General features: G+C 60.6%; 2 protein-coding genes. Both read right to left on the reverse strand.

Annotation, left to right across the window (positions count from 1 at the left end; translation table 11 throughout):
- Positions 1-62 precede the first annotated feature (62 nt).
- Positions 63-920, reverse strand: a complete 858-nt coding sequence (locus BMW89_RS37095; RefSeq protein WP_092035273.1) for an IS3 family transposase — start codon at positions 918-920, stop codon at positions 63-65.
- On the reverse strand, positions 917-1,318 hold the full coding sequence (locus BMW89_RS37100; RefSeq protein WP_092035274.1) for a helix-turn-helix domain-containing protein: 402 nt from the start codon (positions 1,316-1,318) through the stop codon (positions 917-919). Before BMW89_RS37100 ends, BMW89_RS37095 begins: the two co-directional genes overlap by 4 nt.
- Between the last annotated feature and the right edge of the window lie 61 nt (positions 1,319-1,379).

A 1,379-nucleotide genomic window follows, 5' to 3' on the forward strand; every position in this document is an offset into this window, starting at 1 on the left:
CTGGACTGCACCCCTCAAGTGAGACACGATAATCTCGGTGACAGGGCGGTTGCCACGACGTTTTATCTTGCCTTGTTTTGCGCGAACGCGGCTTCGAACTCAAGGGGAGATCGGTAGCCGAGCGCTGAGTGCAGACGTTCCTTGTTGTAGACGTCCGCGATGAAGCTATCGATCCGGCGGCGCGCATCTCGGATGTCGGAGAAGGCCTTCCCGTTAACTTCCTCAGCCTTGAGCGTCTTCATGAAGCTCTCAGCCTTGGCGTTGTCGAAGGGGTTGCCTGGCCGGCTCATGCTGATCGTGATGTCACGATCAGCCAATATTTGGCGATAGGCGATCGAGGCGTATTGCACGCCGCGATCGGAGTGGTGGATCAGGCTGCCCCGTTGCGGCTTGCGGGCCTCGATTGCCCTGTCCAATGCCGTGATCGCGAGTGAAGCATCGAGCGTGCTCTCGAAGGCCCAGCCAACCGCTTTGCGCGAGAAGGCGTCGAGGATGACCGCGAGATAGGCGAAGGTCCTGGCGAGATGGACGTAGGTGATGTCCGCGACCCAGATCTGATCGGGAGCGGACGGCACCAGGCCGCGCACGAGATTCGGGACGACGACAATGTCCCTTGGTCGCTCCGCAGGCGGCTTCAGGAATGGGGCCTTGCGCTGTGCGAGAAGGTTATCCTCGCGCATCAGCCTGAGCACCTTCTTGGCATTAACGACCATGCCTTTGCGTCGAATGGTAGCCGTCACGCGCCGGTAGCCGTAGAACGGATGTTTGAGGCAAATGCGTTGGAGCTGGTCGCGCAGTTCGCAGTCGGCCGTCTCACGACTGCTTTTGTTGAGGTGCCGGTAATAGGTCGCGCGTGGCAGACCGGCCAGACCGCAGAGCCGTTGCACGTCGACGTGGGACGCCGTTGCCTCCGATGTCATCGTTTGGATGACTTCGATGATGCGGGTACGGGTTTGCCTTGCGCTGCCGGCCGCTCCAATGCGCGCAAGGCTTGCCGAAAAAAATCGAGATCCATCTGCTGACGGCCAACCAGCCGTTCGAGCTCGACGATACGAGCATTCGCCAGCGTCAGCGCAGACCGCTTATCGTCATAGGTCGCTGGAGCCTTGAGCTTGCGGGGGCCGGGCTTCGGTCCCGGCTTCCGGTTCAATCCCTCCGGTCCTCGGGCCTTCCAGGCCTTGATCCAGTCATGCAGGATCTTGCGGGATATCCCAAGCTCGCGCGCCACAGGCAGAACGCCTTCGCCTCGCTCGACACGCTTGATCGCCTTCAGTTTGTAAGCCGTCGGAAACTGACGGTTCTTCCCTCTTGCTGCCACAGGTCATCCTCGGAATGCCTGTCACCGAGATTATCGTGTCTCACTCGAGGGGTGCAGTCCA

Origin of the sequence: Bradyrhizobium sp. OK095, from assembly GCF_900109945.1 — a bacterium.
Classification (GTDB): domain Bacteria; phylum Pseudomonadota; class Alphaproteobacteria; order Rhizobiales; family Xanthobacteraceae; genus Bradyrhizobium.

What these genes read in the sequence shown, in the direction of transcription:
- BMW89_RS37095 (WP_092035273.1), bottom strand. Translation starts at nt 920, where the DNA reads ATGACATCGGAGGCAACGGCGTCCCACGTCGACGTGCAACGGCTCTGC.